Below are 26741 nucleotides of genomic sequence, written 5' to 3' on the forward strand. Positions count from 1 at the left end.
TCAAATCTTGCCCCTTGGTCCGATTGGGTATGGGAACTCTCCCTATGGCTCTTACTCAGCCATGGCAGGCAATCCCCTGCTCATTAGTCCAGAACAATTGCAAAAGCAGGGACTGCTCAAGGATGAAGACTTTGGCAATCTACCAGAGTTTCCCCTCGACTCAGTGGATTACGATCAGGTAATTCAAACCAAGATACCCCTGTTATACCAAGCTTGCGATCGCTTCCGTGGCAACGCCTCACCCCAACAGCACCAGAAATTTACAGAATTTTGTCAAGCAAAAGCCAGCTGGTTGGAAGACTATGCTTTATTTATGGCTGTTCGTGATGCCTTTGACCAGAGTAGCTGGCATACTTGGGAACGAGACATTGCTATGGCTCAACCCAAAGCAGTTGAGTATTGGCGGCAGAAATTGCAGGATGAAATTTATTTCTACAAATACCTACAATTTGAGTTTTTCTGCCAGTGGTCAGCTCTCAAACAGTACGCCAACCATCACCAGATCCAGATTATTGGTGATATTCCAATTTATGTGGCTCACGATAGTGCTGATGTCTGGGCTCATCGGGAAATCTTTGCCATTGATCACGAAACTGGCGAACCCACACTCATGGCTGGGGTGCCTCCGGACTATTTCAGTGCCACAGGTCAGTTGTGGGGTAATCCAGTTTATAACTGGGAACAGTTACAGGCAGATAACTTCCGATGGTGGATACAACGCTTCCACACCATCTTGGAGTATGTAGACATTGTGCGGATTGACCATTTCCGGGGATTTGAGGCCTACTGGCAAGTCAAGCAAGGAGAAACAACTGCCATCACTGGAGAATGGGTTAAGGCACCAGGAAAAGAATTTTTTGAAGTACTCCAAGACAAGTTGGGAAATTTGCCAATTATTGCCGAAGATTTAGGGATCATCACTCCAGAAGTAGAAGCATTACGCTCACGCTTCCAGTTTCCTGGTATGAAAATTTTACAGTTTGCCTTTAGTGGGGGATCAAGTAACCCTTACTTACCCTTTAACTATATCCAAAACTGTGTGGTTTACACCGGCACCCATGATAATGACACAACAGTGGGTTGGTTTAACAAACTCTCTGGTGAAGATAAGCAGATTATAATTAATTACTGCGGACCAGTCAGCCAAGAAGGCATCCATTGGGATTTAATCCGATTAGCGCTCAGTAGTATTGCCAACCAAGCGATTATTCCTGTGCAAGATATTTTAGGTCTGGACACAGATGCTCGAATGAATTTTCCCAGTACCGTGGAAGGTAACTGGCAATGGCGCTATCGACCGAATGCGTTGAGTGAAGAATTGGCTAATCGCCTCAAAATCCTTACTCATACTTACGGTCGTGCTCCCAGTTATGACTAGCAAGCCTAGTTATATTGTATTGGAATAGTTTTAACAATTAATCCTGTTAAGTTCATTATTAGTTGTTTATATTTTGACAAAAATGTTAATTATTAGTTGACAATCGTCAAATCACAATTATACACAATTATATACAATTTTATACAAGGTATTAACTGGACTTTATATAAGTTAAGTGCTATAGCATTTTAATTTGATATCTTCAAATTTAATTGATTAATCAAGGTAACAGGTAACATTAGTAAATATAGCCTAAACTTGGGATGGTTTTATGGTAAATCAGCATTGGTTTTAATGCATATATTTTTAATTTTAAATGCTATAAGTTGTGATTTTTTTTACATTTATAGGTTTTTGCCCCCAATTATATGCTTTTTTAATGTTTAAGATTGATGAATTTAATGCTTTTACCATAGAAAGCTTTACTACTGAAGAGAGGGTCTAGGTTTAGCAGCAAAAGTTAATGCTTGTACTGCACCAGGAGCCCCCATCTGCTTTGCCTGTTGGTTATTGAACTCAACGATTACATTCCCAGCATCGCCAGCTTTAACAAATAGTTTTTCGTTAGCAACCCAAGTCTGGTGCGCTCCTTCTTCTAGGATGCCTTCATATTTTTTCTTGCCATCTGCCACGATCAGAAGCCAAGATCTACCTTTGAGAGTGATATCCACCTGAACTGGCTTATTTGGACTCGACGGTATCTTGGTTAAGGCTAACTCCGCTTGGGAGTTAGTTTGATCTACATTACCGGGTGTCGGTAACGATTGAGCTGGAGACGAGTTTGGTTCCTTATCAGTTATTTGTGGCTTAGAAGGGTTGATTAGGACAGATAAGCTACTGACTGAACCAATAACCAAGCAAATGTAGAACAAATAAAGATGAAGCGGTCGCAGTTGAGGAACCCTACTGTTACCCCAGGAAAGTTTTGACCTTTTTACAGTTACCCCAGTGGGAAAAGCCTTGGCAAACTCGTCTCCATTTAAGCCTAGTGCATCCGCAAAGTGCTTGATAAACCCTTGAACATACACAGGTTCTGGTAATTGCTCTAGCTTGCCTTGCTCTATTGCCCTCAAAAATCGTGCATTAATTCGGGTGCAAGCGGCAATTTCCTCAATGGTTTTACACTGTTGAGTGCGTAACTGACACAGGGATGAACCCATTTCTGCCAGCTTCTTCTGTTGTTGTTGCTGCAACGGGACTTTGTTTTCATTCATACACGGTACTCCTCGACATCTGCTGGCATTTTTACTGAACAATGGTGGATTTACTGGTAAGAAAACTCACCTCTACATCCTTCAAGGCACGGTAGTCACCACAAGGAAGAATTTGCTCTCCTGGGAGATTTAATTTAATCGGGCCAATAGCAGTACGATGTAGATGAATCACTGGATAGCTTAGCAGTTGAGCAACACGACGGATCTGTCGGTTTCTCCCTTCGGTTAAGACTACCTCCAAAAGTGTGGATTGACCCTTACGCTTAAGTACACGGACTTGAGCGGGTAACGTTTTTTTACCCAGCAGATTAACACCTTCACGCCAAGTTTGCAGTACCGATTCTGGGGGATTACCCCGTACCCAAACCTGATACGTCTTAGGTATATGATGACTAGGATGGGTCAGGCGAAATGTTAGCTCACCATCATTGGTCAGTAGTAATGCACCTGTAGAATCCGCATCCAGCCTTCCTACAGGATGAATCCCCTGACCCTTAGTTAGTTGATCCGGTAATAAGTCAATTACTGTCCGACGATTCTGGGAATCTCGGCAAGTGGAAACTACTCCAGCAGGCTTGTTCAGTAAAAGGTAGATAGATTGAGGTCGGTGATAGGGGTTTATCGGTTTGCCATCTACTTCGATTACATCTGTTTCTGGATCAGCTTTCTGCCCCAAATGTACGGTCCTACCATTTAGGCGCACTTGTCCTGCGGCTATCATCTTCTCGGCTCGACGCCGTGACGCAATACCCCACTGTGAAAGAATTTTTTGTACTCTTTCCTCCATGACCCAACATTTGGCTTGAGCTTTGTCTTCTGGACTATGGTGATGCTGAATTTAGTTTGCCTTATGCTTATAGTGTGCCCAGGAGTTGATTTCCATTAGACAACGACTTCAAAATACTATGTACAAATAGTACAAGAAGGTGTTCTTTTGGTTAAAACTCCGAAAACTTCATTGCAAAAGCCAAGCCAGATTATCAGCAAAGTTATTTCCCCAGCGCTACGGCTGTGGCTGCGATCGCAAGTAGAGGAAGTTGCTACATTGCAAATAAGCATTGTGGGATGCGATCGCCAAATTCTGACTGGTTACATTCCTCAGGTTGCCCTTGCTGCCAAGCAAGCAGTTTATCAAGGACTGCATCTAAGCCAAATTCAGCTCGAAGGCAGTAATATTAGACTCAACCTGGGTCAGATAATTAAGGGTAAACCCCTACGTCTTTTAGAAGCAGTTCCCGTAGTGGGTCACCTATTACTCCTAGAACCAGACCTGCAATCATCTCTTGAAGCACCCTTGTTATCTAACGCTTTGACGGAGTTATTATATACATTCGTCAAATCAGATGATATCATTCAACCCGCTAACGACCCAAAACCGCCACAAATACGCTGGCAAAAGATTAATATCAATATAGGACAGCTGACCTTAAGAGGCATTTCAACTAATCCTGATGTTGCTAGCAACCTGATAGTAATTCGTGCTGGTATCCAACTGGCGACCCCCAACCAACTCGAACTGAACCCCTTACAAGTTCAGATAGATCATGATGCCCCCCCTATTAGCTTAGATGGCTTTGTAATCAATTTAGGACCAGAGGTGGAGCTTCAAGAACTGACCCTCACAACTGGACAACTGATATGTCGTGGAGGATTGAAGGTAATGCCTTAGTCGTTAGTCCTTGCTGCCTCCCCTGTTCCCTTGCTGCATAGCTGTAAGCCCTGTCGAGAAAGTCTTTTGCTTCACAATCGCTCCCTTTTCGTGCTGCATACGTTGCCAACTACAGGCGCGCCTTATGCTATTCCTTATCCATCCTCCCGTCAAATTGTTAAGTAATGTAACAATTTAGCTGTCATACCAGCTAAATGTCTTGACAGCTAGAGAGGAACCCGATAAGGTTAAATACATACCCGGGTACAACGATATAAAAAATATATGCAAGACAAGCAAAAAGTTACTCTTTATCTTCCACCAGGATTGCATCGCCGGCTCAAAATTAAAGCGGCTGTTGATTCTGAATCAATGTCAGCTATGGTTGAGAGGGCGATTCTATTCTACATAGAACACCAAGATGTGGTAGAAGAGGTAGACCAATATGGACAAACCCATAAAGTATACCCCTGTCCCGAGTGTTCTAGTGATTTGGTTGTCTCAGAGGGAAAATTAGTAGCTCTGAAAAACCAACCTGGTGTGATATCGGAAGAACTCCCAGTAGAAAAGGTAACAGCTAAAGTATGCTCCAGTACCGATTCTCAAGGAGAAGAGGAATTGGTTCCTTGTTAAGGTAGCCAAAGTTAAGGTAGACAAAAAATCTACTCCCAGAGCAGACTTAGTTAGCTCAGTGGTTCAGTTGAAGATGTTTGGGCAGTTGTAAGCCGTCTCTAATATTAGGTAGAGTTATGCAAGAAGAGATAAACGTTCTCATTCAAGCTCAATATCCTCTAATCTACCTCGTGACTCCCGAGGAGGAGCGGGCAGAGAGGGCAATAGCAATGATTGCTCAAAGGAAGTCTCAACAGCAACGAGTCTTCGTTTGGACCGTCACTCACGGGATTGTTGAGTATGGTCAATCACGCCACACCACTCAGCACAATACGGTCTCTCCTGAGGCAGCAGTTCAGTGGGTAATTCAACAAAAAGAACCTGGTATATACATCTTTAAAGACTTACATCCCTTTATAGATGCACCAGCAACTACCCGATGGTTGCGGGATGCGATGGCAAGCTTTAGAGAGGAAGCGAAGAAGTCTCTTAAAAAGTCTATCATCGTAATGTCCCCGGTGCAGCAGATTCCTATTGAGTTGGAAAAGGAAGTGGTCGTGCTTGACTTTCCCCTACCAAACCTTAAGGAACTTAACCAAGTCCTATCCCACCAACTGGATCAGAGTAAAACTCGTCGAACGACTACAGAAACTAGGGAAAAGCTTCTCAAAGCAGCATTAGGCTTGACCCGCGATGAAGCAGAGAAGGTTTATCGCAAAGCCTACGTTAAAGCTGGTCGTCTCACCGAAGCTGAAGTCGATATTGTTCTATCCGAGAAAAAGCAGATCATCCGCCGCAACGGGATCCTAGATTATATCGAAGAAGATGAAACCCTCGATTCTATAGGAGGGTTAGAGGAACTGAAGCGTTGGCTCAAGCAGCGCTCTAATGCCTTTACCGAGAGGGCTAGAGAATATGGTTTGCCTCAACCGAAGGGAATGTTGATTCTAGGGGTTCCTGGCTGTGGTAAATCTCTAATTGCCAAAACTACGTCTCGTTTATGGGGTCTGCCACTATTGCGCCTGGATATGGGGCGAGTATACGATGGCTCGATGGTAGGGCGCTCGGAAGCTAACCTACGCAATGCTTTGAAAACGGCAGAATCAATCTCTCCAGCTATTCTCTTCATAGATGAGCTTGATAAGTCGTTTGCTGGTAGCAGCGGTTCTTCTGACTCTGATGGAGGTACTTCAAGTCGGATCTTTGGTTCTTTCCTGACCTGGATGCAAGAAAAAACCTCACCAGTCTTTGTGATGGCGACAGCAAACCGAGTGGAGCGCCTACCAGGAGAATTCCTACGCAAAGGTCGTTTTGATGAGATATTTTTTGTTGATTTACCCAACACCCAAGAACGCCAGCAAATATTTGAAATTCACCTGAAAAAGCGGCGTGGAGATATAGACCGCTTTGATATTGAACAGTTAGCTAAAGTTTCTGATGGTTTTTCAGGTGCTGAGATTGAGCAAGCCATGGTGGCAGCGATGTATGAGGCATTTGCTCAAGACCGGGAGTTTACTCAACTGGATATTATTGCCGCGATTAAATCAACTCAACCTCTATCGCGCACGATGACAGAGCAGGTTGCAGCCCTGAGGGACTGGGCTAGGCAACGCGCGCGACCTGCTGCATCCTCCCTAGCTGAATATCAGCGTATGGAGTTCTAACAGGCTTTCTCCTGCTCCCAACAGGAGTAAAGGCTAGCAAAAAATTGCTAGCAGTTTGATAAGTAGCCGCTTGTAATTGTTGAGGGCGGCTAGCCATAAAAGTAAAACGCTACGTTGTCGTTTCTCTGATACCTTTTCTGGAGGAAATCCACATGTCTCACTTTAGCACTCTGCGCACTAAAATCTCCGATGCCGAAATCCTGAAGACTTCCCTGTGTGACCTGGGAATCAATGTTAAGACAGAAGCTGATGTTCGCGGCTACAATGGTCAACGAGTTCGCGCTGACTTGGTTGCTGTTCTCGAAGGCGAATATGATCTAGGTTGGTCTCGCAACAGTGATGGCACCTTTGACCTGATTGCTGACCTTTGGGGTGTGGCTAAGAAGCACAACCAAACCGAGTTGATCAACTCCATCAACCAGAAGTATGCCGTTAACAAGACCTTGGCAGAAGTCAAGCAGCGTGGCCTAAACAATGCCAACGTTAAGTTGGTGCTACAAAAGTAGTCCATTTAGGCGTTCCCAAGCTCACGGGTTGACCAATTGTATAGCGGGTTAACCCGTTTTTTTGTGCAAATTTTTATGCAATTGTATAAATTTTGATTTTATAACAGCCGATAAACCATAAAGACTGAGAACTCCGAGGAAAAGGGAGTTTTGATCTCGAGCAAACGGTATGATGTTTTCAGTCATAGTAAAATCTCCTATACTCAACGTGTCCAGATTGGGCTCGACGCCCATCTCGTAACAATTGTTTATAATCCCCCATTTTTGAGCTGGGGGAAAGTTCAAGCACTTAGAATATAGATTGTGTCAATGCAGTCTAATCCAGTCTTTTGAGGGGATACCGTTGTGAGTAATGTGATTAAAATCGAAGATAAAGATTTTGAAATTGAAGTTTTAAAAGCCCAGCAGCCAGTACTGGTATACTTCTGGGCAACTTGGTGTGGACCATGCCGCTTAGTATCGCCATCAGTGGACTGGGTTGCTAAAAATTATAGCGATCGCTTAAAAGTCATTAAGATGGAAGTAGACCAACATGAAGATGCCGTTGCCAAGTGCAAGGTAGAGGGTGTCCCTGCTCTAAGACTGTTTAAAAATGGTGAGGTGACCAAATCCCACGAGGGAGCAATTACCAAAACTCAATTGCAGACTATGCTGGATGAGAACCTTTAAATTAGGGCAGTAAGGGGCAATGGGAGCAAAGCCAGCGCAACCGATGGGAAAGGCTCGAAAAGAATAGACAAAAGAAAAAGACTAAAATTAAAATGCAGTTTGCCCAACGTTTACAACCCCTGCAAGCAAATGTATTTGCCGATATGGATCAGGCAAAAGCGTTGGCAGCTGCTGGGAAAGAAATCATTGACCTATCATTAGGGTCCTCCGATTTACCAGCTCCCAAGCATGTGTGTGCTGGGATTGAAGCCTCGTTGTATGATCCCAGCACTCACGGTTACTTGCTGTTTCATGGTACTAAAGCTTTTCGTCAGGCAGCAGCTAGCTGGTATACTAACAAATTTGGTATTCCGGTTGACCCAGAAACTGAGGTGCTACAACTGATTGGTTCTCAGGAAGGCACAGCTCATTTACCTTTAGCTGTGCTTAATCCAGGGGATTTTGCTCTGCTACAAGACCCAGGCTATCCTTCCCATGCCGGTGGTGTCCACCTAGCCAGTGGTCAGATTTATCCCATGCCCCTATTGGCAGAAAACAATTTTTTGCCTGTATTTGAGGATATCCCTCAGGCAGTGCTAGCTCAAGCACGGATGATGGTGTTGAGTTATCCCCATAATCCCACTACTGCGATCGCATCCTTGTCTTTTTTTGAGGAAGCAGTGGCCTTTTGTCAGTGCCATAACCTGGTATTAGTTCACGATTTTCCCTACGTTGATATCGTTTTTGAAGATACCAGAGGCAATGGGGAGCAGACCGGGAAAATCCCAGAAACCCTCAATCCCAACTCTGTTGCTCCCTCGGTTTTGCAAGCAGACCCAGATAAAACTGTATCGATTGAGTTTTATAGCTTTTCCAAGTCTTACAATATGGGAGGCTTCCGGATTGGCTATGCTATCGGTAATGCTCAATTGATTCGAGCTTTGCGGCAGGTGAAAGCGGCAATTGACTTTAACCAATACAGGGGGATTCTCAATGGTGCGATCGCAGCGTTGAATGGTTCTCAAGACATTGTTAAACCTGTAGTCACCACCTATCAAAAGCGGCGGGATGCCTTTGTTAATGCTTTAAACCGCATTGGTTGGTCAGTGCCAGTGCCACCAGCCACTATGTATGTCTGGGCAAAATTGCCAGAACCTTGGGCAGGCAACTCAGTGAAATTTTGTACTAGCTTGGTAGAAGCCACTGGGGTGGCTGCTGCTCCAGGAGCTGGTTTTGGCAAGGCTGGTGAAGGCTATGTCCGTTTTGCCTTAGTACGGGAACCAGACGTTTTGGAAAGAGCAGTGGAGAGAATTTCAGGATTTTTGCAATCTCATTAATAGGTACCTAATAGTCTGCCTAATTAGTGTTGAGGGTTAGGGCCAGCTCAGAATGAGTTTTTAAAGGAGCTGATTAGTATCCTGATTTACAGGCAGATCGAAAAGTACTTCAAACTTTGCTTCTGGCATATACCGATCCAAAAATCGGAGATGGTTATCAGCATCCTGACGATTAAAGAACCTAGCAACTGTATACCTTTGGCATTTAGGCAGTAGACGCATAAGTGCCCAAGGACGAGTGTAGTCTTCTGTTATTAAAATTTCTTGATTAGTCATGCTTTCCCCTGATTTGACCTAATCAGATCACTGGATAATTGCTTGAACGAAGGGGATGGACTTCGTCCATCGCCTAGGTGATGAAAAACCTTTGTTTTCTTAGGTGCGCTCTTACCATTAAGAATTAAATTCGCCAAGTAAGAGCGCACCTGTCGAATCTTTAGTCACATTAATCTAAAATGGCTGACTAAAAAACGACCGCGTGATCTGGACATTAGGATGATTCTGTGATAAATCCAAATTCCTGATCACCACAGGGAAAGATAATGAGCTGATTGCGGTGCGACCCCGGTCGGGTTTCCCGATAAGTGTGAACGCGCACCAACAGAAAAGCTCACCTGTTAACAGAGTTCCAGTAACTCAGCAATATTCAGGGACTAATCGCTTTCTTAAGATTTACTTTATAAAAAGTCTCTAATTTTAATCAGTTAGCCTAAGCATTAAACGTAAGTATTTAGGTAAAAAAAGCCCTTTAACAGTACAATTTCGACATTATATCGTAAGACACATTTGCTATAATAATGGTATGTAAAACTGTCTAACAATTTACAATTTTAAAATACAAAAAATTACAGAAAAACTGTCAACTCTAATCCTGCCAGTAATTGGAATGATTGACGCTGTAGCTAATTAAATAGTGTACATTATTGGGAATAGTGGACAAAAAATGCCCTAAGTTCCATCAATAAAGTTAACCTTTAATTGTAACATCCAATGACTACTGCTGCACCAGCTAAAACTCAATACGAAGCAATCATTGGTTTAGAAACCCATTGTCAGCTTAGTACCGAAACCAAGATTTTTTCTAACTCTTCCACAAAATTTGGTGCTACCCCTAATACCAATATTGACCCAATTTGTATGGGGATGCCAGGAGTGTTACCGGTTCTCAATCAAAAGGTACTAGAGTATGCTGTCAAAGCGGGTTTAGCACTCAATTGCCAAATTGCTCCCTACAGCAAATTTGACCGGAAACAGTATTTTTATCCTGACCTACCCAAAAACTACCAGATTTCCCAATACGACTTGCCCATTGCTGAGCATGGCTCACTGGAAATTGAAGTGTCCGATCATGACGGTAATCCTATCCGTAAAACCATTGGTATCACTCGCCTACACATGGAGGAAGATGCGGGAAAACTGGTTCATGCTGGTAGTGACCGACTGGCTGGTTCTACCTACTCCTTAGTAGATTTCAACCGTGCTGGGGTACCCCTGATTGAAATAGTATCAGAACCGGATCTGCGCTCTGGTCAAGAGGCAGCAGAATACGCTCAAGAGCTGCGTCGGATTGTACGCTACATCGGTGTCAGTGATGGCAACATGCAAGAAGGGTCCCTGCGTTGTGATGTCAATATATCTGTACGTCCCGTCGGTCAGAAGGAGTTTGGCACCAAAGTTGAAATCAAAAATATGAACTCCTTCAATGCTATCCAGAAGGCGATTGAGTACGAAATTGACCGGCAAATCGCAGCTGTGGAAGCTGGAAAATCGATTATTCAAGAAACTCGCCTTTGGGAAGAGGGTAGTCAACGCACCATTAGTATGCGGACTAAGGAAGGATCCAGCGATTACCGCTATTTTCCTGAACCTGACTTACCACCCATTGAAGTATCAACGGAACAATTAGAGCAATGGCGCAGTCAGCTAGCAGAACTTCCCGCCCAGAAGCGGAATCGTTATGAAAGTGAACTGGGACTTTCTGCCTATGATGCCAGGGTGTTGACGGATGATCGTCAAGTGGCAGAGTATTTTGAAACAAGTGTTGCTGCTAATGCTAATCCCAAACAAGCGGCAAACTGGGTAATGGGAGATATTGCTGCTTATCTTAAGACTGAGAAACTGGCTATTACAGAGATTGCTCTGAAACCCAATACTCTGGCAGAACTGATCAACCTGATTGATAATGACACCATTAGTGGTAAGATTGCCAAGGAGATATTGCCAGAATTACTCTCTAAAGGGGGTTCTGCTAGGGAGCTAGTGGAACGTAAGGGGTTAATTAAGATCTCTGACCCAAATGAACTCTCAAGCATTATTGATGAGGTACTGGCGGCTAATCCTAAGGAACTCGAACAGTATCGCAATGGTAAGACCAAGCTGCAAGGTTTCTTTGTGGGACAAGTGATGAAAAAAACTAGCGGACGAGCTGATCCTAAGCTGACTAACCAAATTTTGGGCAAGAAGCTCAAGGGTGATTGAGGTAACAGGCTTGCCAGGTGTTGCTGATCACTAAATCACTAATTACCAATCACAAATAACTAAGAAAAGGAGAGTCACTGACGTGACCCTCCCGATCATCAGGGTGCATCTACATATCAAAATATACACTATTTTGTATGAGGGGTGTAACCCCTTTTTTTGTTTTTTTGTAAAGTTTTGAGACTTTATAGCAATTATCGAAATTACGGCTACACATCAAGCTACAGATCAATACCCTTGGTGCGTAAGTCGAAAAGACTTGATATAATCCCGGATCGGGCATGAATTATGGTTGAAATGGAGGCATCATGTCGGACTGGCAAGAGATTAGTGGTGGGATAACAGCTCCCAGGGGCTATCAGGCAGCAGGGATTACCGCAGGTTTAAAACCGTCGGGTCAGCCAGACTTAGCGTTGATTTTATCAGAGGTGGATGCGATCGCAGCTGGGGTGTTCACCACCAGTCATGTCAGGGCTGCTTGTGTAGATTATTGCCGTCAAGGCTTACAGTCTAAAGCTAGTGCTCGTGCTATTTTGTGTAATGCTGGACAAGCCAATGCAGCAACGGGTGAGCAGGGTTGGGAGGATGCTCTAGCTAGTGCTAAAGCTTTGGGTGAAGCACTCAATGTTTCCCCTAATTCGATTTTGTTGGCATCGACAGGGGTGATTGGTCAACGCATCAAGATGGATGCTCTATTGTCAGGAATTCCCCCATTGGTAGCACAAGCATCCGAAACTGGTTCCGATGCAGCAGCTGAAGCGATTATTACCACGGATTTAGTCACTAAATCCATTGCTATGGAAACCATGATTGATGACCGTCCGGTCAGGATGGGTGGTATTGCTAAGGGCTCTGGTATGATTCATCCCAACATGGCGACTATGCTAGCATTTGTAACCTGTGATGCTGCAGTTTCTACTTCCCTGTGGCAACAAATGTTACAGCGGGCAGCGGATAAAAGTTTTAATCAAATTACCGTAGATGGGGATACCAGCACCAATGACACTCTAATTGCCTTGGCTAATGGTCAGTCCCGAACATCAGCGATTACAGAAATCGGGCCAGCAGCTAAGAAGTTGGAGGGGATGCTCACAGCAGTATGTCAGCATTTGGCAAAAGCGATCGCACGGGATGGAGAAGGGGCAACCTGTTTGATTGAAGTCCAAGTCACTGGCGCACCGGATGATAAAGGGGCTCGTCAAATTGCTAAGACCATTGTTGGGTCATCCTTGGTCAAGTCTGCCATCTTTGGACGAGACCCAAACTGGGGCAGAATTGCCGCAGCCGCTGGCCGTGCAGGAGTACCCTTTGACCAAGAAAACCTGCGGATTCAGTTAGGGGATGTCTTGCTGATGGACAATGGTCAACCCTTAGGGTTTGACCGTCAACAGGCTAGTGATTATCTCAAGCAGGCTGCTGCTGGTGCTTATCTTAAAGAAGATACAGTTTTAATTCAGGTTAATGTGGGCAATGGTCACGGTGTTGGTCAGGCTTGGGGTTGTGATTTGAGTTATGACTATGTCCGGATTAATGCCGAATATACCACTTGATTAGCTTTGTCGCCAAAGATGTCTTAAACAATAAATAATAAACCATAACAAATCACTAATGATTAATTAATCAAGCTAGTTATGGTTAATTGGTTATGGTTACAGTTTTTTTTATGACTATGAGGTACACAGGATTTTTTCCATATTCCCTGTTCCCTGTTCCCTGTTCCCTGTTCCCTAAAACCAAAGAATCCATACCTCACCCAATTAAAAACTGCTGTAATTAGTTATTGTTTATTCAAAGACCAATCATAGTTCAGATATTTTATCTTGTAATTCCCCTGTTCAAGATACTCCTGATCCTCTGGACTAAGGTAGTCACTGATAAAGTTTAACACTGCTCTTTGATTGGCGTTACCAGTAAATTTGTCATCGATACCATAGGTTTTTTTCCAATCTTCCCCAAACCACTTAAAGATGGAAGAAAGATATACGGTACGTTTTTGACGATCAATACGAAACCCATGGGGACTAACTAGAAATTTCTGTGTCTGGTCATCCAGTTGCTGATCGAGTTTTTCCCCAGTAAAAGGTTCGTTTCTTAAGGGAGGACAACTGATAGCGGCGCAAACTAAAGCCATATGAATTCGGGGCTCGTTGAATTGCGTTCGCAGTGTCTTGTGTTCGATATTATCTAAGGTTTTAGATTCTCCAACAATATTGAATTCGCGTCCTTTCCAGACTCCTTTAATGTCCCGAATACTCTTTTTGAGCGGGCTTTGGTCAATAATGGATTCTAGAGTAAAGGAGTTGTAAGCATTTATCAAGAAAGCAATCTTTTCTGCTTCATCCCAAGACTGATAGGTGCTAGGATCAACAGCACCTAAGGCGGTATTAAACGTCTCCAGTTGTTCTGGATTTTTCTGCAATTCTTGGTAATTAACTAGCGCTTTCTTGTTGACATGGGTTTTTAGGACAGTAGCATAGTCGTCATAATTCAATAGAGTAGTGTCAGTGCCTCTATTTACTCGTACTTCAGACTCTTGTGCTGGTGCTTGATTTATCGGTAGGGAAAGTGTACAACCTGTCAGGATAATCAGGGTTGGAACTAGGGTTAGTAATCTCTTGGATGTATTCATAGTTGTTCAGATGATTTAACCAATAAAATAAAATGCTTGACCTGTAAGCTATCAGCCGTCAGCCGTCAGCCGTCAGCTAATGTAACTCAGATTAAAGCAATGCTTACCTGTTTTATTCAAAAGATGTAACTCAGATTAAAGCAATGCTTACCTGTTTTATTCAAAAGCTGTTCGCGCAGCGTGCGCGTAGCGCTTAAGCTGATAGCTGATAGCTGATAGCTGATAGCTGATAGCTGATAGCTGATAGCTGATAGCTGATAGCTGATAGCTTACCTTGACCTAGGCAATTTTGATTAAAGCTAATCAATCTGAGTTTTGGTTGAGAGCAACATTAGGATTGCGGTAATGGGTCCAAAACCAACCCAAAACAAAGGGTAACCATAGCCACCATCGCTCCTGAGGAGTTAGATACCAGTTGTAGTTACCTAAAGCAATGCGATGCTGAAGTACAAAGTAAATAAAAGCAGAGATACTGACTAAACGTACTCCCAGATTCCGAGAAGGAACAGCAAAAGGAATTATCCAAGTGAAGTACCAAGCATGGATAATCGGAGATAGGATTAGCAGGCAAAAAAAGTACCATTCTGTAAATTGTTGAAAATTGCGCGATCGCAAAATTAGCCAACTTACCGTTAAGCCTAGGGGAAAAGCATAAATCCAATTAACCCAGCGAGAGGGTTGCCAATATTCGCTAACAATATAAGGAATCAATTCCGCACTGCGACCATGGGACACAAACACTGATCCAGTAGGAATCAAAGGACATTCTCCACTAGAGCAAAATTGGAGAGCAGTGATGCCAAAAGGTAAGAAACCGCACAATAGCACTACTATTGCTAGTTTTACCCCTACTTTTCGGAAAGCTTGCCAGGTCAGAAAGCCTAAAATTGGCAAAGACATCCACTTCACTGCCATACTAATTCCTATTAGCAAAGCTGAAGCAATCCAGTGCCACCAGGTCAGGGAGTGATCCGATGAAGACATCAAGGGGTTAGTAAATGAGGAGCCTTCTGCTACTGTCCCACTGTCCAACCTTTCCTCTATTTCTGTTATTTTTTTCCGCCTTAAACTCTCTGTTTTTTGGTCAAAGACTAACCAAGCTGCAACTAGGGGTAAAATAAACCAACTGTCGTAATGAGCACCACCAGCAAAGGAGTAAATGATTAAAGGATTCCAAGCATAGAAAATTGCCTGTTGATAACCAAATCGACGACTGAGTAACCAACAGATTAATAAGTCCGCTAAGATAAATGCAATTTTGAACAACCAAACCTTAAGGTCAATCAGCGCTAAGAGCCGAAAACCTAATTGCGCTACTGGTGGATAGATAGCAGAAACAGTAGGATGATTGATTAGTGACCACCATTCCGTATGGTAGGGAATCAGTTCAGCAGCATTAGGTGGCAAATGGTATGGACTAAACCCTAACGTTTGAATATACCCTTCCCATAGATAGCGCCATACATCATCTCCAGGATACATTGGTAGGAGTAGCAGCCTGCTTAGGATAGTAGTACTCCAAAAATTTAGTCCTGAGTGCTTAGTTTTGAGTTTTCGGAAGTACTTGATACTAAGAGATTTGGTGAATCCTTTGTAGACCTGTTGCCAAAGTCTTGTCTTGATACTGTTGTTGTTAATTCTGTTGTTAATTCTGTTGTTAATTCTTTTTGCTTGTTGGGAAATCCAAAGTTTGCTGTTACCAACTTCCGCAGGATATCTAGTATAGACGCTTAATCCCCAAGCCAACAGAAAACCTAAGCTAATTACACCGATACCTAACCAAAATCGAGGCACAGCTCCCACCTCTCGGAAATCCCCATGAGGCACAATCAAAATACAACCTAACAACAGGAGTAGAGAACTAAGCCATATATATAGCGTTTTCATTTGAGATGTGAAACTAGGATTGATGGAAATTCCCTATTCCATCTTTAACACTTTTACCGATTGTGCCATCTGCCTGGGTAAGCTTAAGGCGACGTAAATATAGACGACCTAAAGTCATCAAAATTATTGTTCCTGCTTGGACACTACCAGAAAGGGTACCAGATATTTTCGAGCGTCCCCCTTGTCGGCGACGGTAACCAACAGGGATTTCACAGATTCGCAAACCACATTCGATGGCACGGGCTTGCATTTCTACTGTCCAGCCAAATCCTCTATCTTGCATTTGGATTTCATCCAAAGCTGAACGACGAATTAGGCGCAATGGTCCTAAATCCTGATACCAGTGTCCCCAACCACAACCGATCAGGAAGGTAGCCAGCCAGTTGCCAAAATTTTGCACTGGGGTCATCGCCTTACGTCCATCTACTGTGGCGCGGCGGTTACCTAAAATTAGGTCATACTTATGCGCTTCAGCTAGAAACTGGGGTAAATAACTTAAGTCATCACTCCCATCACCATCACAAAATAATATCCAATTAATATCTCGGTCTAGTTGCTGCAATCCCCGCCAACAGGCTCGACCGTAACCAGGAATAGGCTCACTGATTACCTCGGCACCGGCTTCTTTTGCTTTTATAATACTGTTGTCGGTGCTGCCATTATCGACTACCCGAATATTGTTCAAATTATAGGATTGAAGAGACTTAATCACCCCAGTGATAGTGGTTTCTTCATTGAGAACAGGGATAATTACTAAGATATTGTGGTTATTAGTCATAGTTATAGCGGTTTTAATTGGGTGAGCTACAAATCTTTGGGTTTTAGGGAGTAGGGAGCAGGGAGCAGGGAGCAGGGAGCAGGGAAAAAATCATTTTTACCTAATTAGGAGAGAAACCGCTATATTAGTCATGAGTTATTGCAGTTTTCAATTGGGGGAATTCTCTGGTCTGTAAGATTATTTACCAAAGTAAGCTGCATACACAAAGGCAAAAGCAGTTGAACTGGGGATGGGAGTGCCATCGAATTCTTCTACTAATACAGTTTGAAGTTGGCTATCCCAACGTGCTCTAATTGGACGACCATTGAATTCTACAACTTTTTCGCCCACTTTTTTTAATTGATCATGGACAAATTGATAGCTAGCCCCAGAAAATTGGTTTTTAGGGGTTTGTTGATCCGCTTCCCACACATAGCTAACAATAGCTTTGGGATGGAGGGTAAGTCGTTGTTGATTTCTGACTGGAAAAATAATTTGCTTATCGGTATAGTAACTACCATAGGGATAACTGAAGTAATCCCGATTATGACCTGTGTCAGTGGATAGAATTTTACTATTGGGATACTTGCTTAACCAAGCGCCAAGAGTAGTTTTGATAGCGGGAATTGTTTTAAGATTACGATTGACTTTAGCACCAATAATACCCATCCCCCAAGGTTGAGAGTAAAGGGTATCATCGGCACGGTCATACATTACTAGGCAACTTTGATAAAGTTTGCCTGTAACACCGTAGGTTGTATTGCTGCGATTAAAAGCGACTATAGTATCACAAAGGGGACAATAGGATACACTAACATTAACTCCACCTACTGTGTCATTCACCAATTCATGCCAGTTCATGACCCCAAAAGGATAGGCTTTGGCTTCTCCATTAATTACCACACCAATCACAGTTTCTGTTTTAGAAAATGGTGTGGTTTGAGCGGTATCAAACTTAGGATTATCGATACTAGGAATACCGTCTTTTGGGGGACCACCATTGAGGAGTTCCGTTAAATTAATGCGAGTGGATTTTGCTGGATTAAGATTTTGTTTTTGGAGGTCAGTGATTTCCTGGTCTTGGTTGTGGAGATAGGCAGTGAGATGGAAGTAACGGAGTTTGAAATTATCCCAGCTCCCGGCTTGTACGACTAGTGCCATCAAACACAGCCCAACTAAGGAAGTAGTGCTGAGGGCTATTTTAAGTAATTTATTCATCATTCTACTTTCCTTGCCTAGATGTCACTGGTATAGCGCTACGCGTAAGGCAAGAGGCAAGAGGCAAAAGGCAACAGTTTACTACAATAGCTTTTGCTGCTTGTATCAATGTCAAACACCTTAATGCGTAGTGCTATAACCTAGTCCACCCTTACTACTCTTGTGAGTGTGGGCTTGTGAGGGTGGGCTTTTGCCTAACCCCAGCATCAGGAGCTGTGGCTGGAATCCCTAACCTTAGGGTGAGGGCATAACATGAAACCAAGGTGAGTGATATCTGAGAATTTGATGAAGGATTGATAACTCGACCATTTTTAAATCGATCATCAAATCCAATGGTGATTAAAGTCGCAAACCGCTATATGATATTTACCCCTTACGATTCCTCATCAATCCGATAACCAACATCAAAAACAATTATAAATTCCGCATCCGGCATCAATCGTTTCAGAGCCCATAAATGTCCCTCCGCATCCGACCGATTGCGAAAGCGAGCAACAACAACTCGTTGCATTCTTGGTAACAGCCGAATGACCACCCACGGATGAAGGCGTTCAGAATAGGTCATCATTAAAGTATCTCCTTTTATAGGGGAGCCAGAGCTAGCCCGTAGAGATTGGACTGTTCCCGGGCTAGCTCTTGACTCTGGGCGTCCCAGCGCCCACATATATACTATAGCACAAAAAATATTATATTATAACATATTTTTAAAATTTTGTAACAAATGCTCGGGAATCGGGAGCAGGGACTTTTGAGCAGGTAAAAGAAATATCTCCTAAGCTTTGCTTAGACTGCTATAACAGCAGTTACTTTTATCAGTTTCCTATTCCCTCTTCCCTGTGCTCTAGGAATTTTAAAAAATAATGCTATACTTGAATTAGGCGAAAAAGGTTAATCTATTCAAGCGTTTCTCTTTTTTAATTAGAAATTAAAGAATCTCCAGAAGAACTTAAAGCACTACTGAAGTCTCTCAAAGAAAGTAGTCATAAAAAACGAATACAAGCTTTGTATTGGCTCAACATAGGAGCGAGTAATACTATTGTAAAGGGCAAAATACCCGTTCCAACCACCGAGTCAAACAGCTTTTAGGAGATGCACCCGATCGGATTTCCTTTTGGAGGCTCTATCTGTAGCCAACATTTAGGTATTTCATTTTAAATCCCTTGGTTGCTGGTCATTTGAATCGTTTTGTGGTGAATTTTGGTCAAAAACGATGCTACTCATATCTATTTTTTTAACAGCAGCTCCTATAGCTTTAATAAAACCGTAATTTATACTGCCACCAATAAATGCACCAACAAAAGGTACAGCTTTGCCTGGACTTGATGCAAATAATCTAATCAGTATTTTATTGGCGATACTGGACATCACTGCTTTTGTTAAATTAGCACCAACCTCTACACCTACCGAAACACCTACTATTGTCATAAATTCAGAAAAAGAAACTTTATATACCCCTTTTTTATCGTAAATGACTCCTAAGGTTACTCTAAACTGTTGAAAAACGTTATTGATAACATCTGCAGGAAATCCAACAATCATGATGGTAAATCCCGTAAAACCAGTAGCTGCACCTGTTATAGCAGCTAACGACGCACAATCAGAAATAAACTGATCAATGCCCTTTTTATCGACGCTCTCTTTTATTCCTTCCTGATTAATTTTTTCAAATACTGCCTGAAAGCTGTTAACAAGTAACTCTTCTTTATTCATGGTTTTTAATAACCTTTGATATAGTTTACAGTAAGAATCGACAAATTTGACTTGCGGCTAGGGTAGGCAAAGCTTTACTATTGCTATTTATAGCGCTACGCGCAAGGCAATAGGCAATAGTTTACTAGAACAGTTTTTGCTGCTTGTATCAATTAATTACCGAATAAATCTACACATCAAAGCCATACTTATCTTTTAATAAATTTTTGAGCTTTTGATTAGGTTTTTCTCCATAGCAAGAACCAATCACCTTGCCGTAGTCTTCTAAATCAATATTTTGATTCGAGTTTAAGGCTTGTAAGAATGCCTGCTCTAATTCAGGTCTTACATGAACGAAATAATAGGCCCATCGTCCAGTACTATCTTTAGCTTTGATTTTATGAACTAAGTGACCTTGTTTTGATATTTCTTGATCTACATACATCCCTGTTTTGTCATTTTGAGGGCTAAGCTTAATTTTTTTTTGTGAGTTGAAATCACGTAAATTTTTGAAAATTCCCTTTATTGAAAAATTAGGGGAGGTAGTACTCTCATTACTAGAGGATTTTGGACTAATTTGCTGTGGATTCACCCCATCCCATTGCGCTAATTTAGACAAAGCATTAGCCACCGCATCACGAACCTGCTTTTTCTTATGATTCTTCATAGAATTCAGGACTTTCCGGCCTTGTGGATCCGTGACACCTGCTAATCCATAAGCATAAGCATTAATATCTATCTGATCCCCCATACCAATATCAAGTTGGTGCTTAAGGGAATTTACCTCACCCATACCGATAAGTGCTAAAAAGCAACGTGCAGGTAAATCATATTTATCGGTATCATTCTTGGGACGATTTACTCCCTGTATGAATTCAGAGGTAATTTTAGATCCACCTGTAAACACTAGATAAACTAGTGCTTCGTCACGCTCATTATTAATGCGGATATCGTTGTGGAAAATCTGTAGGAGTGGCTCTATCATTTCAGGTATGAAATGTCCTAACCGACCGAGGGCAATAGCAACAAGCTCTTTAGCCTTTATTGGTAAGTCGGAAGAGATTAAATATTGTAAAACATAAATATCTAGCGGACGCTCTTGAGCTACTATTGCTGGTAATTGTCTGTGAGGTTTGTTTCCATCTGCCACAACTGCCCATTCATAGATCCAGTCTGCTTGGGCAAATACAGTTTTTTCAGAGCTACAGATACTAAGCACTAGGGCAGCCCACATTCTGGCAAAAGCATCCCGCTTCTCGGTCATGACTATTTGCCGTAAGCAGTTGAGTTGTGTTTCAGTAAAAGTGTAGGTTGTGTAAGAGTCGCTAGTCTTAGCACTAGTTAACCATCCCAGAGCCCATATAGCTGCGGTTGATACGGCATCATTACTAGCTACCTCTTCTTGAGCAGTGGCAAGCAACACACTAACCGTTTCATGCAACAGTGCATTGGGTAGAAAATCTATTCTTGAGCCACCCTTCTGCCCCTGTGGACGATAGAATGCTTCTACTAACTGAAGTGCTGCGTCAACACGTTCTTCCACCGAGTGACCAGGATTGAGCTTTTCCAACAGAGGTTTTAAGATCTCAGTAGCGTTTTCTCGGTTAAGAGTTGCACTATCTGTTGTGGTAGCGAGGATACAGCCAATCCTACTTCGACTATAATCAGAAGCTTGGATGTAAGTTTGCAGTAATCGCTCATGCCATAGGTTTCTAAAACTAGACTGCATTACCGCATAAAACGCCTCGTCCATCAACGTGTTTTGCTTAGTGTTAACACCATCAAGGTCATTGAGGTTGTCTATCGCTGCATCAAGCACCAAGTAAACTGTTTCATCAGTGAGATCGGGTTCTTCTGCTAAGCATTGCAGAGCAAAACTAGCGAGAGCACGGGCTTTTTTTGCTGGTGTATTCTGGGAGGGGAGCAGCACCAGCATGGCATCATCAGCAGTGATAAGATCTAACTCGCTTTGTTCTTTCCCTTGTTTATCCAATGTAGGGATCAAGAAACGTACCACTTCTTGCCAGTGACCAGCAGCAACTGGCTCAGTTTTTTGTCCGGTACCGAGGGATTCAATCTGACGCTCTACAATGTCAATCTCCTGTACTTTCTGACGCAGACGACTCAAAACATGTGTGCTGTCATATACTCCACGACCATGACGCAGAGCTTGGGCGGCAAAATATTCTTGAAAAGATTGGTGGAAAAACTGGATAGCCTTGCGGTCGTAACCGTCGTCCTCAGTACTGAAACCTGCTACATTGAGCACACCCAACTGGTTGATAACAGCATTGAGCCACTCTTCAGGGGTGCGCTGTTTTAGCTCAGTTTCTTTTGGTTCATGCCTGCGTACCTCTTTGATGGCTTCAATTACTCGCTTTTCTATCCAATCTTGAGCACCATCTAAACGCATAGAATAGGCCAGATGTTCCAGATGAGGAGAAACTTCATTGATAATCAAGGGTAACCCCTTACCTTTTCTCTGGCGCTCAATCATTAGTTCAATTGCGCGGCGATATACATCTACTCTTCGACGGCTTAACTGCCCGTCCAGTAAAAACATTTGTGCAATCAGAGTCAGAAGCAGCACGTTTTCGCATAGCTTGGCAATTTTGCGACTGTCGCAAACCTCAGATTCAAGCTTGTCCACAATCGATGTCAAATCTTGGTCTGATAGCAATTTTGCCTCTAATAGCAATTTTGTCCAAGCTTGAACAAACTGCTTTTTCTGATCTCTCCCCAATGGTGCGACATTAAGATGCTTAAAGGACTTTAGCTCTGCTTGAATTGCCCTAAAGCCAACCACTCTAGAGGTAAGAATCATGGGCATTTGGGAGTACATGCTGGTTTGTGTCTCTAAGAATTGAGCAAATTTTCGTCGCTGCTCTTTTGTTGGAATCTCATCCAATCCATCAACCAACAGTAAAACCTCACCTCTAGACATTCGGTGCTCTAAAAAGGTAGATACGTATTCAAGTTTATTTCCGCTATAACCTAGTCGTCGAAATTGATACTTAATCAAGCCAATTAAACCATCGTTAAGCTGAGCCTCTAAAAGATCTCGACACACGAGAGTGACTGGAATCCAAGGGTTATCTGGTAAAGTCTCCTTAAATGTAGATACCTTTTGCTTGGTCCGATGACCCACTGCGTAATGATGGGCAATGGAAGATAACAAGGTGGTTTTACCGCAACCAGGATCTCCAACCACAACTAATCGGGCACCTGACTCCAACTGATTACTCAATTGGCAACTCTGCTCTTCACTATTCTGGATACTTTGACTACGTGCAGCCTTATCGTAAAGTAGGGCACTGGTAAAGCTCTGACGTCCCAGCCATCCTTCACTTTCCACATCTCCTATGATTCCATGGGAAGGATCATGGGTTAATTTCAGCGGTAAATCTATACAAAGTTTGTCAATAGGTAATGATGTAGGTTTGCCTTGGGAATTTAACAGTGGTAAATACATTGAGCCGTGGCGTTTAGCTTCCCGGCTCAAGTAATCATCTAATATCTCCTGTTGATTACGATGAATTGGTTCTTGAGATTGGAACAGATAGCCATCGGTGACGCGCATGAAAATGACAGGGGTGGCAAAATCCCGTTTACGATCTTGCGTTGGACCCTGAATTATGGCACGTCGCCCATACTGAGCAGCAATATCTACTGGATCATCTGCTGCTAATTGTTGATAGAAGCGACGGGCAAACCGACTCGCAGTACTGTTAGTAACTTCATACTGCATCGCCACCACAACGGGAATATTTTGCTCAACAATGCTCGAAGCAACCCCTACAAATGCCTGAGATGCAGACAACATAGCCCCTTCACAGGCTTGCAGCATCACCACACCAGGACGATGTGTATTAAACATTTCGCTGAAATAATCCGCATCCACCCACATTGCCTCATTAAAATCTTGTTCAACAAGGGCAATTTCACCAACATCTTGATTACTTTCATTGACCAAACGTCCATGACCAATGAAGTGAAAAATGTGGGGTTCTTGGGATAGAATACTATCGATTGCTTCAGGATTAGCTGAATTAACAATCGGCAGCAATTCAACCCGATTTGCCTGCTCCTTTGCCAGCTTCTCCAAAGCTTCTTGTACAGGTTCATAACGCACACGACGCTTGAAATCTGGAGGATCAGACACCACCAAAGCAATTCTCAGCTTTTCATTCTTATCTAACTGAATTGGTTTTGCCGGAATCCCTTGCGGTCGCCTCCGAGAGAAAGCCAAATCTGGAACTGTTCCCATCCAGATTTTTCCTGAATTTGCTCGTGCAGGTAAACGCAAAAATTCCCAAGGAAGGGCAGCGACTTCCGGTATTTTCCGTTCATCAATTTCCAGTTCTACGCGAATCAGTTGTTTCTTTTGATGGACTACTTTATTGTAAAACTTGACGAAGTCGTTGCGCAGGGCATCATCAAATAGTATATCAAACAAAGCTTCTCCCAGTGCCCGTGTCTTACTCGAATCATTCAGTGCATCTTTTTGACGAGCAATTTCTAATAGGGGAGTAATTTCTTCTAATTTATCCTGGTAGCGAAGGTCTCCAGGGGGTTCTCCCAACTCCTGATGTTGATCATCCCATTTTTTAACCTGAACCTGCTGAATATTAGCAACACTAATCCGATAGGTGTAGTAGTTTTTAACCATATTTTTTTGCTATAATTAATAGTTAATTAGCGATAGTATGAGCATATTGCTCATGTTCCCAACCTATACAAACTAAATTAACTGACATCTTGAACCATTGTGATTCATGGTCACGGTTGGTCAATCTGTTAGCTGGCTTTGGGTAAAGTCAGTGTCCACTCCTGACCATCAACACCACGAGCAAACCGACTGGCTACGTTATTCTTTTGCCGAAGTAACTGTTTCAATCTATCAGACAAATCACCGAATACATCCCGTATATCACCAGTGAGCCAATTAAGATCGGGTTCAGCCCATGCTATACCCCGCACAGTAATTGATTCAGTTACTTTAGGTACTTTAAAGACGATCGCCAATTTCACCGTCCCGATTTTCTGCAACTGATTATCCTGAATACACCAATAACAGTTAGAGTTGCCTTCACCATTGGTTAGGATTTCAGGATGACCGAGTTCGTATCGATAGGCTGGAACAGCAAGGAATACGTTAAAATTGTCTTTGTTTCCAACATTCGCTTTTAGCTGACCGGGAAGTAACTCCACCAGTTGATCTAACTCAGAGCTATCCACGCCAACATTCCAATCGAGGTTGCCATTCAAGCCCACTTCCATCCCGACACCAAAGCTCATAACTGAGCGCCACTGCTGTGTGGGAAACAGGCTTTGAATAATTGGCTCACTGCTGCCTTTTGGACTAAAATCAAGCTCACAGGTCAATCGCCAAAATCTAGCTGCTCGTTCTGGACGCAAATCGACGGTGTGTGTCATGGAATAGAAGTCAAACTGCTCCCGAATCTGCTGTTTGTAGATGTCGTTGAGTTCAGTGCCGCTATTTTTGAATGTTTCTTCCGTAAGCTGAATTAATCTGTCTCTAGGATTGCCAAAACTAACTTTTGATTGACGCAGACTGTCAATAGCGTCTGCCCCAATACCCAACTTTGTGCCTCCAGCTAGAGTTCCCTCCCACTCTTGAACCTCTTGAAATAGCTCAGATAATAAAGCGTCCGCCTCTTCTAGGTTAGGAGGGGATAGTTGATCACTCACCTCAAGCATCTCCTTGGGATTTCAATAGGTTCCTTACAAAATCTCAGTAGTGCGCAAACCGTGATAGTTTTACTCCGGTTTGTGAAGAATCATCCCCGAATCCGGTTGTTCAATCTATATATTCCAGGAAAAGTGAATAGAATCAGGAACCTGAAGCCCAATGTAAAGTTTATATTTGAGATGTAAACATAGGATTGATATCAAAAGGGACTTAGGAGCAGAGACTCCGGAGCATTAGGCAAGAGTTTGGAGGATTTTTTTGTGTTATGACAAATAAGCAATATTGTTTATGACCTATTTGTAAATGCTATATAATAAGAGCAATTGGAAAAAAGCATCTAACAGATGGTAAGTGTAAAAGAGACAGCCTGAAAGGTGGGTGATGGTAGGGGTAACACCTCCGGACGACCTACCAACACCGCTGATGCTCCCAAGGCTAGGGCTTTGAGCACATCAGCCAGTCAGTATAGCTAGCTCACCTACTCGATTGGTAGAGATTGAATTCTTTGTTTGTAGATAGCACTGTCTAAGCCATCACCATCATTGGGATTCCAACCTTTTTTGTTGATTATTTCGTTGAGAGTATCAAGGCGTTTTACTGTTTCTGGGTGGGTTCTTAGCATTGCCGGTGTATTGCCTGTGGTTACTTTTTGGGTTAATTTTTGGAGAAATCCAGTCATGCCTGAGGGAGCGTAGCCAGCACGGTGCAACATTTCTAATCCCTTGCGATCCGCTTCATATTCCTGCTGCCTTCCTCGGGGAAGAGAGAAGGCGATATCCTCAAGAAGATTTATAATGGTTTTGTACTCGACTTCACTATTTACCTCAAGGTTCTTGTCTTTGATAATCTGGCGCAGTTTCTCTATGCTGTGTTTGCTAGCAATGTGAGCAATTTCGTGAGCTATCACTGCAGCTAACTCAGCTTCATTTTCTACCCCTTTGAGCAAGCCAGTATGAACATAAACAAAGCCACCCACCGAGGCAAAGGCATTTATAGTGTTGTCCTTGACTACTTGAAAGGTATAGGGAAAATTGGGGAGTTCGCTATAGGGGATTAATCTCTGACCAATCTCTTGGACGTATTTAGTGACTTTGCGATCGCGGTAAATTGCCAGCCCTTCATCAACTCTGTGTTGATGAAAACACCTACCCAGCTCTACTTCTTGTTGATCAGAAATGGTGATTAACTGAATTATCTCAATTCCTGGATCACCATCCAACAACCCACATAAATCAAATGCTGATGAAGTATTGGCTAACCCTACCCCTAGATGCAGTGCCACAACTCCCACAATCAGCAGGTAAAACCATCGACGAGGGGAAGCACGCTTAATCCAAAAGAATGGGTTTAACATAGTCGTCTA

At 42.9% G+C, this 26741-nt stretch carries 22 protein-coding genes; 9 read left to right on the forward strand and 13 right to left on the reverse strand.

Translation table 11 applies throughout. The features are described 5' to 3' along the window. The coding region (gene malQ / locus F6K52_RS07045) for a 4-alpha-glucanotransferase (protein WP_293075756.1) at positions 1–1378 on the forward strand (1378 nt) is incomplete at its 5' end. A 425-nt stretch (positions 1379–1803) separates the two neighbouring features. Here the strand turns inward: malQ and F6K52_RS07050 are convergent. Beyond that, the gene (locus tag F6K52_RS07050; protein ID WP_293075758.1) at positions 1804–2592 is read right to left on the reverse strand and encodes a RodZ domain-containing protein; all 789 of its coding nucleotides are present in this window, start codon (positions 2590–2592) and stop codon (positions 1804–1806) included. Between the two features lie 31 nt (positions 2593–2623). Continuing rightward, positions 2624–3379, reverse strand: coding sequence for a pseudouridine synthase (locus tag F6K52_RS07055; RefSeq protein WP_364416432.1), 756 nt, complete (start codon positions 3377–3379; stop codon positions 2624–2626). A 171-nt stretch (positions 3380–3550) separates the two neighbouring features. On the opposite strand from F6K52_RS07055, the gene F6K52_RS07060 reads away from it, so the two are divergent. The 6 genes from F6K52_RS07060 to F6K52_RS07085 all read left to right on the forward strand — a co-directional run bounded on the left by F6K52_RS07060 (position 3551) and on the right by F6K52_RS07085 (position 9007). After that, complete coding sequence (locus F6K52_RS07060) at positions 3551–4261, forward strand: DUF2993 domain-containing protein (protein ID WP_293075760.1); 711 nt, start codon at positions 3551–3553, stop codon at positions 4259–4261. 264 nt (positions 4262–4525) lie between these two features. Next, entirely contained in the window at positions 4526–4873 is a 348-nt protein-coding gene (locus tag F6K52_RS07065) for a CopG family transcriptional regulator (RefSeq protein ID WP_293075763.1), read from the forward strand. Between the two features lie 116 nt (positions 4874–4989). After that, entirely contained in the window at positions 4990–6516 is a 1527-nt protein-coding gene (locus F6K52_RS07070; protein ID WP_293075765.1) for an AAA family ATPase, read from the forward strand. Positions 6517–6668: 152 nt separating this feature from the next. Next, positions 6669–7022: a DUF1257 domain-containing protein gene (locus tag F6K52_RS07075; RefSeq protein ID WP_075902645.1), complete on the forward strand. Its 354-nt coding sequence runs from the start codon at positions 6669–6671 to the stop codon at positions 7020–7022. Between the two features lie 345 nt (positions 7023–7367). After that, positions 7368–7691, forward strand: a complete 324-nt coding sequence (locus F6K52_RS07080) for a thioredoxin domain-containing protein (RefSeq protein ID WP_293075767.1) — start codon at positions 7368–7370, stop codon at positions 7689–7691. A gap of 92 nt (positions 7692–7783) precedes the next feature. Continuing rightward, on the forward strand, positions 7784–9007 hold the full coding sequence (locus tag F6K52_RS07085) for an LL-diaminopimelate aminotransferase (RefSeq protein WP_293075769.1): 1224 nt from the start codon (positions 7784–7786) through the stop codon (positions 9005–9007). 60 nt (positions 9008–9067) lie between these two features. Here F6K52_RS07085 and F6K52_RS07090 read toward each other — a convergent pair whose 3' ends face one another. After that, positions 9068–9283: a hypothetical protein gene (locus F6K52_RS07090; protein ID WP_293075771.1), complete on the reverse strand. Its 216-nt coding sequence runs from the start codon at positions 9281–9283 to the stop codon at positions 9068–9070. A 714-nt stretch (positions 9284–9997) separates the two neighbouring features. On the opposite strand from F6K52_RS07090, the gene gatB reads away from it, so the two are divergent. Both gatB and argJ read left to right on the forward strand, forming a co-directional pair. Further along, complete coding sequence (gene gatB / locus F6K52_RS07095) at positions 9998–11485, forward strand: Asp-tRNA(Asn)/Glu-tRNA(Gln) amidotransferase subunit GatB (protein WP_293075773.1); 1488 nt, start codon at positions 9998–10000, stop codon at positions 11483–11485. A 308-nt stretch (positions 11486–11793) separates the two neighbouring features. Further along, a complete protein-coding gene (argJ, locus tag F6K52_RS07100) occupies positions 11794–13035 on the forward strand; it encodes a bifunctional ornithine acetyltransferase/N-acetylglutamate synthase (RefSeq protein ID WP_293075775.1) in 1242 nt (413 codons plus the stop codon). A 227-nt stretch (positions 13036–13262) separates the two neighbouring features. Here the strand turns inward: argJ and F6K52_RS07105 are convergent, their stop codons facing one another. The 10 genes from F6K52_RS07105 to F6K52_RS07145 all read right to left on the reverse strand — a co-directional run bounded on the left by F6K52_RS07105 (position 13263) and on the right by F6K52_RS07145 (position 26732). Continuing rightward, positions 13263–14114, reverse strand: coding sequence for a DUF547 domain-containing protein (locus tag F6K52_RS07105; protein WP_293075777.1), 852 nt, complete (start codon positions 14112–14114; stop codon positions 13263–13265). 303 nt (positions 14115–14417) lie between these two features. Continuing rightward, positions 14418–16001 carry a glycosyl transferase family 2 gene (locus F6K52_RS07110; protein ID WP_293075779.1) on the reverse strand — a complete coding sequence of 528 codons (1584 nt, stop codon included), beginning with the start codon at positions 15999–16001 and terminating at the stop codon, positions 14418–14420. Positions 16002–16014: 13 nt separating this feature from the next. Then, positions 16015–16779 (reverse strand): glycosyltransferase family 2 protein, encoded by a 765-nt coding sequence (locus F6K52_RS07115; protein WP_293075781.1) that lies wholly within the window; start codon positions 16777–16779, stop codon positions 16015–16017. A gap of 177 nt (positions 16780–16956) precedes the next feature. Then, the gene (locus F6K52_RS07120; protein ID WP_293075784.1) at positions 16957–17979 is read right to left on the reverse strand and encodes a DUF3179 domain-containing protein; all 1023 of its coding nucleotides are present in this window, start codon (positions 17977–17979) and stop codon (positions 16957–16959) included. Positions 17980–18349: 370 nt separating this feature from the next. Further along, a complete protein-coding gene (locus F6K52_RS07125) occupies positions 18350–18541 on the reverse strand; it encodes a hypothetical protein (protein WP_293075810.1) in 192 nt (63 codons plus the stop codon). Between the two features lie 581 nt (positions 18542–19122). Further along, the gene (locus tag F6K52_RS07130; protein ID WP_293075786.1) at positions 19123–19686 is read right to left on the reverse strand and encodes a hypothetical protein; all 564 of its coding nucleotides are present in this window, start codon (positions 19684–19686) and stop codon (positions 19123–19125) included. 169 nt (positions 19687–19855) lie between these two features. Next, positions 19856–24334, reverse strand: a complete 4479-nt coding sequence (locus tag F6K52_RS07135; protein WP_293075788.1) for a CHAT domain-containing protein — start codon at positions 24332–24334, stop codon at positions 19856–19858. A gap of 128 nt (positions 24335–24462) precedes the next feature. Beyond that, entirely contained in the window at positions 24463–25377 is a 915-nt protein-coding gene (locus F6K52_RS07140; protein ID WP_293075790.1) for a hypothetical protein, read from the reverse strand. Positions 25378–25715: 338 nt separating this feature from the next. Further along, entirely contained in the window at positions 25716–25829 is a 114-nt protein-coding gene (locus F6K52_RS36935) for a hypothetical protein (RefSeq protein ID WP_364416445.1), read from the reverse strand. Between the two features lie 27 nt (positions 25830–25856). Continuing rightward, a complete protein-coding gene (locus F6K52_RS07145) occupies positions 25857–26732 on the reverse strand; it encodes a M48 family metallopeptidase (protein WP_293075792.1) in 876 nt (291 codons plus the stop codon). Positions 26733–26741: the final 9 nt, after the last annotated feature.

Source organism: Moorena sp. SIO3H5 (assembly GCF_010692395.1).
Classification (GTDB): Bacteria; Cyanobacteriota; Cyanobacteriia; order Cyanobacteriales; family Coleofasciculaceae; genus Moorena.

What these genes read in the sequence shown, in the direction of transcription:
- F6K52_RS07075 (WP_075902645.1), top strand. Translation starts at nt 6,669, where the DNA reads ATGTCTCACTTTAGCACTCTGCGCACTAAAATCTCCGATGCCGAAATC.
- F6K52_RS07085 (WP_293075769.1), top strand. Translation starts at nt 7,784, where the DNA reads ATGCAGTTTGCCCAACGTTTACAACCCCTGCAAGCAAATGTATTTGCC.
- gatB (WP_293075773.1), top strand. Translation starts at nt 9,998, where the DNA reads ATGACTACTGCTGCACCAGCTAAAACTCAATACGAAGCAATCATTGGT.
- F6K52_RS07105 (WP_293075777.1), bottom strand. Translation starts at nt 14,114, where the DNA reads ATGAATACATCCAAGAGATTACTAACCCTAGTTCCAACCCTGATTATC.
- F6K52_RS07125 (WP_293075810.1), bottom strand. Translation starts at nt 18,541, where the DNA reads ATGACCTATTCTGAACGCCTTCATCCGTGGGTGGTCATTCGGCTGTTA.
- F6K52_RS07055 (WP_364416432.1), bottom strand. Translation starts at nt 3,379, where the DNA reads ATGGAGGAAAGAGTACAAAAAATTCTTTCACAGTGGGGTATTGCGTCA.
- F6K52_RS07090 (WP_293075771.1), bottom strand. Translation starts at nt 9,283, where the DNA reads ATGACTAATCAAGAAATTTTAATAACAGAAGACTACACTCGTCCTTGG.
- F6K52_RS07070 (WP_293075765.1), top strand. Translation starts at nt 4,990, where the DNA reads ATGCAAGAAGAGATAAACGTTCTCATTCAAGCTCAATATCCTCTAATC.
- F6K52_RS07145 (WP_293075792.1), bottom strand. Translation starts at nt 26,732, where the DNA reads ATGTTAAACCCATTCTTTTGGATTAAGCGTGCTTCCCCTCGTCGATGG.
- argJ (WP_293075775.1), top strand. Translation starts at nt 11,794, where the DNA reads ATGTCGGACTGGCAAGAGATTAGTGGTGGGATAACAGCTCCCAGGGGC.
- F6K52_RS07050 (WP_293075758.1), bottom strand. Translation starts at nt 2,592, where the DNA reads ATGAATGAAAACAAAGTCCCGTTGCAGCAACAACAACAGAAGAAGCTG.
- F6K52_RS07115 (WP_293075781.1), bottom strand. Translation starts at nt 16,779, where the DNA reads ATGACTAATAACCACAATATCTTAGTAATTATCCCTGTTCTCAATGAA.
- F6K52_RS07130 (WP_293075786.1), bottom strand. Translation starts at nt 19,686, where the DNA reads ATGAATAAAGAAGAGTTACTTGTTAACAGCTTTCAGGCAGTATTTGAA.
- F6K52_RS07065 (WP_293075763.1), top strand. Translation starts at nt 4,526, where the DNA reads ATGCAAGACAAGCAAAAAGTTACTCTTTATCTTCCACCAGGATTGCAT.
- F6K52_RS07135 (WP_293075788.1), bottom strand. Translation starts at nt 24,334, where the DNA reads ATGGTTAAAAACTACTACACCTATCGGATTAGTGTTGCTAATATTCAG.
- F6K52_RS07110 (WP_293075779.1), bottom strand. Translation starts at nt 16,001, where the DNA reads ATGAAAACGCTATATATATGGCTTAGTTCTCTACTCCTGTTGTTAGGT.
- F6K52_RS07120 (WP_293075784.1), bottom strand. Translation starts at nt 17,979, where the DNA reads ATGATGAATAAATTACTTAAAATAGCCCTCAGCACTACTTCCTTAGTT.